We start from the raw sequence: 7,508 nt of genomic DNA, 5'->3' as shown, positions 1-7,508 counted from the left end.
AATCCCCCATAAACACTTGATTTATGGAGATTGCTTCGTCGCTGGACGCTCCTCGCAATGACATAACAATGGGTTTATAGAGATGCCCTGAGAATAAAAAGATGACCCCCAATTCTATGTACAACCAAGATTTATTTTTTGACCTCAAGCGCTCCACGATTCCCAACGTGAAGTCTGCATTAACGTGGGCAAAGGAACGGTTCTAACGTCGTCCACGGTGGCCCGCCACGTAAAACTCGAAGACAGCACTAGATCATCTTCGCAACATATCTTGCTAGAGCCGGAGCGGCGGTGAGGGCAGGGGATTCCATTCCAAGCAGGTGAATAATATCGCCTTCCTTGAATATCGTAAAATCCCCGATAGGCAGGCCGCCTTTATAGAGCTTTGGCCTGTTCCCCGCGTAGGCGGGTTCCAGATCCCCCGCATTTATGTCCTTAATGAACTTCTTTAGCTCTTTGGCAAAGACCTCCGGCGGTGTTTCTATGGAATAATCGCCCTTTTTATCGGGTGTGAGCTTTACCTGTGACGGCCCGACAAAAAGCTCTCCCGCGATATTTCTGTGGGTGTGGATGCCCATGCTAGAGACAAGTGTTGGATCACTATCCTTGCTGGCTTGAGACAGAAATCTGTCCGGCGCTGGATATATCATCGTTCGGATCTTGCCCTTTCGCCACGTGTAATATTCGCCCTTGAAGGGGATTATCTGGTAGAGCGCGCACATCTGAAAATCCTCGCCCCTGCAGACCATGCTGTGGATATCATCCGCCCAGAGCCCCGCCGAATTAATGAGAATGTCGTAATTGATGGGACCGCGCTCCGTTGACAGCTCTTTTTTTACCGTGTCTATTGAGGTCACCTTGCACGGATATATAACGTTCGCATTATCGTTTTTAGAAAGGGCCACTTCCAGCGCGCGGATATATGCCGCCGCGTCCATAATGCCGGATGTCCCGGAATAAACGGCAGAAGTAACGTTGTAGGCAGATGGTTCGGCATTGTAAAACTTTTCGATATTCACGCGGTCGAATTCCTTAACGCCGCATTTTACCGCGTTTTCTATCGTCTTTTCGAGCGCCGCATCTTCATCTTTGCCGCAGGCGATGACCCATTTTCCGCACCTTTTATATGCAACGCCTAATTTATCCAGTTGCTTGATTGTCAGGGCGTTGCCCTCAACACAAAGTTTGGCCTTTAGTGAATCTGGCGGATAGACAAAGCCGGCATGTATCACTTCGCTGTTGCGCGTACTTGTGTGATCTCCGAGAAACTTTTCCTGCTCAAGCAGGTAGATCTCCGTCCGTCCTGCGCTTGTCGAAGGATGAACGGACATTTCCAAAGCGATATTCAACCCAACAACTCCGCCGCCGATTATGCATATTCTCATATAACGAGAGCTTTTAACGAAATTTGGGCAAAATGCAACAGCTTGGTTGTCTTTTCTTCCGGGAACGTGTATAAAAGGGGCATGGCTGAGAAGAAAAGGATACTTTTGGTAGATGACGATATGGAGCTCGTCGAGATGATGGCCAGAAGGCTTGAAATAGCCGGGTATGAGGTTATAAAGGCCTCCGACGGGACCGGTGCCGCCGTGGAGCTTGATTATCATTCGCCCGACCTTGTGGTCTCGGATTGGCAGATGCCTTACGGCAGGGATTCTTCGCTTCTTGAGTATATGCTCTCAAAAGAAGAGACCAGAAAGATACCGGTGATCATAATGACCGGTTTTGAACATCCATACCTTGAGACCGAGGCAAAGAGCCTTGGTGCCAACGCGGTCCTTAGAAAACCCGTAGATGGAAAAGTGCTGGTCAAAGAAATAGAAAAACTCTTAAACCTCAAGGCCTAGTGATTATATCTTCTGTGAATACCTAATATCCTAAGACCGCCCTTATCTTCCAGATATACGTCGATCGAAGAGCTCCACCAGTTCTTCTGTTCATTGCGAAGGGTCTGTACCTGAACCACCAGATGGCGTTTCTTTGCCAGGAGCTCACGGATATTGGCAGGGAGCGTTATCGAATTCCCGGCAGTTTGCTGCCAGTTTTGGAAGATCAGATCTCCTTCAATATCCCTGATCCTGAACCGATGTATCTTGTCGATTGGACTGCCAAGGTCATCGAACGTTATCACGCCGTTAAGGTTGAAGTTGAAGAGGGGATTAAGTTTTTTGAACCAGTATGCAACAATCTTATCCCTTCTTATAATGAGTTCCTCGGCAACCCTGTCGGCGACCTTTTGGCTCTTGTAACCGGCCATTTTGACCATTTCCCCGATATCGCTGTCGCTTAGTTTCTGGATTATTCCGGTCGCCCAGAAGGCGTCGCGGTTCGTCATGAACTTGAAGGCCAGATTTTGGTCGTTTGCCTTCCATTTCTCGGGCCTGAACTTTTCGGATGACAGCACTCCTTTATATTCCTTCACCTGGGAATCCGCCGAGGTCCAGTAGGGGTTATAAAAACCGAACGAAAAGAGGGAATCTACCGTATGTCCCTGTGTCTTGGCAGAGCCGCTTAGGAACTCCGAACGCATATTGGCAAAAGGCGCCGAAAGGTTGGAAAGATAATGGGTGACGTACTCGTTATCGTAGATATCAAGATTGTTCTTTACGCTCACGCTCTTGTTGTTAAGAAATGCGCTGAAGATGCGCAGGCCTCTTAGCTCGCGTCTGTGCTCGTGTGGTATCAGATCGTTGGGGTCATCCTTTCTTTTTCCCTGATATTCAAAGTAACCCAGCTGTGTTCCCTTGGGTATCCTTACGGCAAGCGCCCTGTAACGCCCCTCGGGAACGACACCCTTGTCAAGGATGCCGGAATCGAACTCTATGACGTAATTCTCCGTCACATTGTATCCGGCGGCGCGCAGGGTCAGCGCGCCAAGCATCTCGCCGCCGCTAACGAGCCAATCCGGGTCGTTATGCCCTGTCGTTGAACCTCCCGGTGGAAAAGCCGCGGAGGGGAGAGTTGACGTCGAGGGTGGCCATCCTCCAGAAGGGGATCTCGTTGCCGTCGGTCGGTATCTTTCCAACAAAATTGCATCTTAAAAGAAGGACCTGCCTCGGTATCCATAACGGAAAGAACTGCCTCACGTCGAGCTCGTACTGGTTATAATTATATCCGCTCCTGTTTAGGCCGTAAAAATTACGAAAAGTGAAGGCTCTAAGACCGCCGCGCTGTGTCAGTTCCACCGAATTCCTCGTGTCATTAGCGATCCTTATGCCTATGTCGGCATAATTCACCCATTTGCCAAAACCATCTATCTCGGCCGGCGGAAAGATCGTCTCCACTCCGGGGGTGGACGAGCCGCTCCCCTTGCTCATGCTGTTGCCTATGCTGAACCCGAAATAGGGAGAGAGCAGAAAATTGTCGATGGGCTCATATGTTAAAGTGGCGCCGACCTCGACATCGTTTGAGCCGTAAATGGCGTTGTTGTTTTCGGAGCTGTTGTTTCCGATCCCGTAATAGTTATTAAGGAGCCCCCTGTTAAAGCCGGCGCCGGCGGAATACGAAACCGGTTTTTCAAAGAGCTCGAAGGCCTCGGGTTTTGCAAAGGAGACATCGGCGCCTTGCGACATGTCTATGTGTATGGTGTAGGAGGCGCCCAGCAGATAATGTCTATGGAAGAGATCGGTGTGTCTTATGCCGACGCCGCCGCCGAATCCTGTCCCTGCGCCGCCTTCGATTATAGGATAGACCCAGAAGGTCCTTTCCTTGTTGGAAAGGAGGTTCATGGTCTTTGTCATCACGCCCTTTCAACTAATATTTCCAATGTTGCGGAATGGACATTATGTCAAAGAACCGCCTCTTGTCCATTTACAACAATTTTCATTTGGAGTATATTGAAAACATGAAAAATGACGAAGGAAATTATGTGGTGAAAAGCGTCATAGGACAGGGCGGGGTAGGGCGCGTATTCCTGGCATTCGACAAGAACATAAGACGCAACGTCGCCATCAAAGAGCCCCGGACCGACAATCCCGGTGTTTCGAAGGAGAAGCTCCTCGCCCGTTTTTCCAGAGAGGCAAAGATAACCGGCCAGCTCGAACACCCGAACATCATCCCCATATATGAACTGAACAGGTCATCCGAAGGGACCGAATATTATGTGATGAGGTACGTTAAGGGAAAGACCCTTTATCAGGCGGTGAAGGACCGCATCGGAGCGAATAAGGACGGAGCCTTCCGAAGCAGGATGGAGCTTTTGAACAATTTTATCGACGTTTGCGACGCCATGAGCTTTGCGCATGCAAAGGGGGTCATTCACAGGGACCTTAAGCCAGGGAACATAATAATAGGGGACTACGGAGAGACCGTAATCCTCGACTGGGGTATCGCCAAGAGATATAAGAACGATGACACGGGCGACGGCGATATTGTGGATGTTTCGCTCATTGAGGACGACTCAGAGGATATGAAGACAGGGGAAAACGAGGTGCTTGGCACGCCTTCGTACATGGCTCCCGAACAGATAGACAAAAAATTTGGAAGCGTCGATCCGCAGACCGATGTCTATTCCCTTGGCGTGCTTCTATTCATGCTTTTGACCGGCGAAAGGCCGTATCATGAGAAGGGTAAGAACGTTATGAGCTTTGTCGTGAGCGATGCCCCGTCGCCGGACCCTTCCGAAAGATACTCATCCATTCCACCCGAGCTGGTCGCTATATGCAAAAAGGCGATGGCAAAGGAGAAGAAGGGGCGTTTTAAGGACGCCTCTGAGATGACCATGGAGCTTAAGTCGTACCATGCCGGCAGGCTTGTCAGTATCTACAACTATTCCCGTTTCGAGCTGTTTAAAAGGTTCGTCGCAAAGAACAAGCTTGCCCTGGCGGTGTTCGGGCTTCTTGTTGTTTCGATAATAGTCGGCGCCGGGTTTGCCATGAACTTTGCCCATACTGCGCACAAGGCGGAGCTTAAGGCCCAAGGAGCCCTCGTAGATGTTATGAACCTTTCCGAAGAGGCGTTCGACCTGGTTCAGAACGAAGCGACAACACTTAATAAAGATACCGTGAATATTTATAACGATATGCTTTCGGCGGTCAAAGAACCTTCTACCATAAATAGCGCCATTATAAATCTCAAAGAAAAGTATTCGTTTGTTGACGGTTTTATTTTTAAAAGCACGGCTGAAGCAAAAAATGATTTTCAAGGGATTATAAAGAATGAAGCGGGTCGTTACCTGTTCATGATACACGTCCCCTTCAATAAACAGTATTTTCTGGCGGCGATGATAGATATCGGGCGATTTGTACTTTCCATGCTTCCATTCGATCCCCTGAAGAGCCCTTACCAGATATGGTGCATGAAGGACGACGGTCTCATTCTTTACGACAAGGACCCGAAGCAGACAGGAAAATATCTTTTTACGGACGAGATGTATGCCTCGTATCCCGAACTTTTAAAATTTGGGAAGAAGATGATGGATCAGGGTTCGGGGGTCGGCTATTATTCGTTCTTTAAAAAAGAGGGCGGCCCCGTGATATACAAAGTGGCCGCATGGGACACAATAAAAGGGGCGGATGAAGATGACCGTTTCAAGATCATCGTCACCCACCCCTATGTTTCAGCAAAATAGAGCTCTAAAAATGCCAGCCGAACATGCCTGCCATTGAGAAGTGCGGCTTAAAACCGCCATCTGTCAGCTTGATGTTGACTGTGCCTGTAGTTGTAGCGATATCCTTATACCACGACTTTTGGATTACGAAGCTCTCGGTCGTATCGAGGGCAAAGAACAAACCCTTCCAGACGAGAAATTCACACCCGAGACCTATGGCCGGACCTCCGCCGAATGCGCCGATCTTGTTTGCAGTAGCCGCGGCATTAACATATGAAACGTGTCCCACTCCGCCGAGCTTTGCGTATGGAATGATCTTCAGGTTCTGCATCTGCCATGATGCCCCAGTAAAGTAGGGAAGCGTTGCTTTAGCAAAAATTCCGATATCTAAAGCATACTGACGTGCGTTTTGGACCGGGAACGTGCCTATTGGATAGGTGTTTGCTCCATAAGTTACTGTTGCTGTAGCGTTCGCTGGTACGCCTACATCTGCGGTTGCTGTTGCAAATCCGATCTGAAACATCGGGCCTATCCAGTCTGCTATATCCCAACCGAAAACCAATCCAAATGCTGGGTCGATCGATCCGTCAAATTTTTCATCGGTGATCGAATTCTTATCGTTCGTCACCTGCATCATGCCGACAGTGGCGGCAAGATATGGCCCCTTGTGCCATCCCTTTTCAGGAAAATCACCCACGTTCACTGCGCCTGCTGTTCTGGCCAGAGTTGCAATAGCAAAAACGGCCAGCACTACGAACAAAAACCTTTTCATTAAAACCCCCTTTGTTGTTTTTAACACCTCTAATTCAATTATTTAATTTGTCAATTTTTTCTTTCATATTTTCCTTGAGAATTGGGGAAGGTTTAATGTATAAACCGGTAAAATTTAAAACAATCGGAGGTAATAGATGACAGCCTTATACAAAGAGTTGGGTTTTGTTAACACCAGAGAGATGTTCAAAAAAGCCTTTAGGGAGCAGTATGCTGTTCCAGCCTACAACTTCAACAATATGGAGCAGTTACAGGCAATAGTTCAAGCATGCGTTGAAACAAGATCGCCGGTCATTTTGCAGGTCTCAAGTGGCGCCCGCAAGTATGCAAACCAGACGATGCTTCAATATATGGGCGAAGGGGCTGTCAAAATGTCCCGCGAGATAGAAAAGACCATGGGAGTCAGCCAGCCCATTCCCATCACGCTTCATCTGGATCATGGCGATACGTTCGAGCTATGCAAGTCTTGCATCGAAAGCGGTTTTTCCTCCGTTATGATAGACGGAAGCCACCATCCATACGACAGGAACGTTGAGCTGACACACCAGGTGGTTGAATATGCGCATAAGCACGACATCACCGTAGAGGGAGAGCTTGGAGTATTGGCAGGGATAGAAGACAAGGTCGTGGCCGCGAATTCGACCTACACGAGGCCTGAGGAGGTTATCGACTTCGTAAAAATGACCGGTGTCGACTCGCTTGCCATTTCCATAGGAACCTCTCACGGTGCCCACAAGTTCAAGCCTGAAATGTGCACGAAGGACGCCAACGGCGTGCTTGTTCCGCCTCCGCTTCGTTTCGACATATTGGATGAGATAGAGAAGCAGATCCCGGGTTTCCCGATAGTTCTTCACGGTTCCTCAAGCGTGCCACAAGACGCCATTGCCACCATCAATAAATATGGCGGCGCTATCAAACAGGCGGTAGGTATCCCGGAAGTCCAGCTTCGCAAGGCGGCAAAGTCGGCCGTCTGTAAGATAAACATAGATTCGGACGGCAGGCTTGTCATGACGGCGGCCATTAGAAAGGTCTTTGCCGAACAGCCCTCAGAATTCGATCCCAGAAAATATCTAGGCCCGGCAAGGACGGCTTTAACAGAGATGTACAAGGAAAAGAACAAGAACGTGCTCGGCTCGGCGGGGAGATATTGATGCCATCCGGGCGCTGTCATCCCCGCGAAAGCCGGGAT

Annotated in this window: 7 protein-coding genes; 3 read left to right on the top strand and 4 right to left on the bottom strand. The window is 49.1% G+C overall.

The features are described 5' to 3' along the window. Positions 1–248: 248 nt before the first annotated feature. Complete coding sequence (locus COV46_06405) at positions 249–1,385, bottom strand: hypothetical protein (GenBank protein PIR16930.1); 1,137 nt, start codon at positions 1,383–1,385, stop codon at positions 249–251. On the opposite strand from COV46_06405, the gene COV46_06400 reads away from it, so the two are divergent. Beyond that, positions 1,320–1,847: a hypothetical protein gene (locus COV46_06400; GenBank protein PIR16929.1), complete on the top strand. Its 528-nt coding sequence runs from the start codon at positions 1,320–1,322 to the stop codon at positions 1,845–1,847. The genes COV46_06405 and COV46_06400 overlap by 66 nt on opposite strands. Here COV46_06400 and COV46_06395 read toward each other — a convergent pair. Next, the gene (locus tag COV46_06395) at positions 1,844–2,881 is read right to left on the bottom strand and encodes a hypothetical protein (protein ID PIR16928.1); all 1,038 of its coding nucleotides are present in this window, start codon (positions 2,879–2,881) and stop codon (positions 1,844–1,846) included. The two genes, COV46_06400 and COV46_06395, sit on opposite strands and share 4 nt — an antisense overlap. Positions 2,882–2,912: 31 nt before the next feature. Further along, positions 2,913–3,740: a hypothetical protein gene (locus COV46_06390; GenBank protein ID PIR16927.1), complete on the bottom strand. Its 828-nt coding sequence runs from the start codon at positions 3,738–3,740 to the stop codon at positions 2,913–2,915. Positions 3,741–3,775: 35 nt separating this feature from the next. On the opposite strand from COV46_06390, the gene COV46_06385 reads away from it, so the two are divergent. Beyond that, complete coding sequence (locus COV46_06385; GenBank protein ID PIR16926.1) at positions 3,776–5,569, top strand: hypothetical protein; 1,794 nt, start codon at positions 3,776–3,778, stop codon at positions 5,567–5,569. Positions 5,570–5,573: 4 nt separating this feature from the next. On the opposite strand, the gene COV46_06380 is transcribed toward COV46_06385, so the two are convergent. Next, positions 5,574–6,320: a hypothetical protein gene (locus COV46_06380; protein PIR16925.1), complete on the bottom strand. Its 747-nt coding sequence runs from the start codon at positions 6,318–6,320 to the stop codon at positions 5,574–5,576. Positions 6,321–6,456: 136 nt separating this feature from the next. Here COV46_06380 and fba point away from each other — a divergent pair, with 136 nt between their 5' ends. Continuing rightward, positions 6,457–7,470: a fructose-1,6-bisphosphate aldolase, class II gene (gene fba / locus COV46_06375; GenBank protein ID PIR16924.1), complete on the top strand. Its 1,014-nt coding sequence runs from the start codon at positions 6,457–6,459 to the stop codon at positions 7,468–7,470. Positions 7,471–7,508 lie beyond the last annotated feature (38 nt).

This window comes from Deltaproteobacteria bacterium CG11_big_fil_rev_8_21_14_0_20_49_13 (genome assembly GCA_002796305.1).
In the GTDB taxonomy this organism is placed as follows: Bacteria; UBA10199; UBA10199.
This window is presented reverse-complemented; position numbering and strand designations above follow the sequence as displayed.

What these genes read in the sequence shown, in the direction of transcription:
- COV46_06400 (PIR16929.1), top strand. Translation starts at nt 1,320, where the DNA reads ATGAACGGACATTTCCAAAGCGATATTCAACCCAACAACTCCGCCGCC.
- COV46_06405 (PIR16930.1), bottom strand. Translation starts at nt 1,385, where the DNA reads ATGAGAATATGCATAATCGGCGGCGGAGTTGTTGGGTTGAATATCGCT.
- COV46_06395 (PIR16928.1), bottom strand. Translation starts at nt 2,881, where the DNA reads ATGCTTGGCGCGCTGACCCTGCGCGCCGCCGGATACAATGTGACGGAG.
- COV46_06390 (PIR16927.1), bottom strand. Translation starts at nt 3,740, where the DNA reads ATGACAAAGACCATGAACCTCCTTTCCAACAAGGAAAGGACCTTCTGG.
- COV46_06385 (PIR16926.1), top strand. Translation starts at nt 3,776, where the DNA reads ATGGACATTATGTCAAAGAACCGCCTCTTGTCCATTTACAACAATTTT.
- COV46_06380 (PIR16925.1), bottom strand. Translation starts at nt 6,320, where the DNA reads ATGAAAAGGTTTTTGTTCGTAGTGCTGGCCGTTTTTGCTATTGCAACT.
- fba (PIR16924.1), top strand. Translation starts at nt 6,457, where the DNA reads ATGACAGCCTTATACAAAGAGTTGGGTTTTGTTAACACCAGAGAGATG.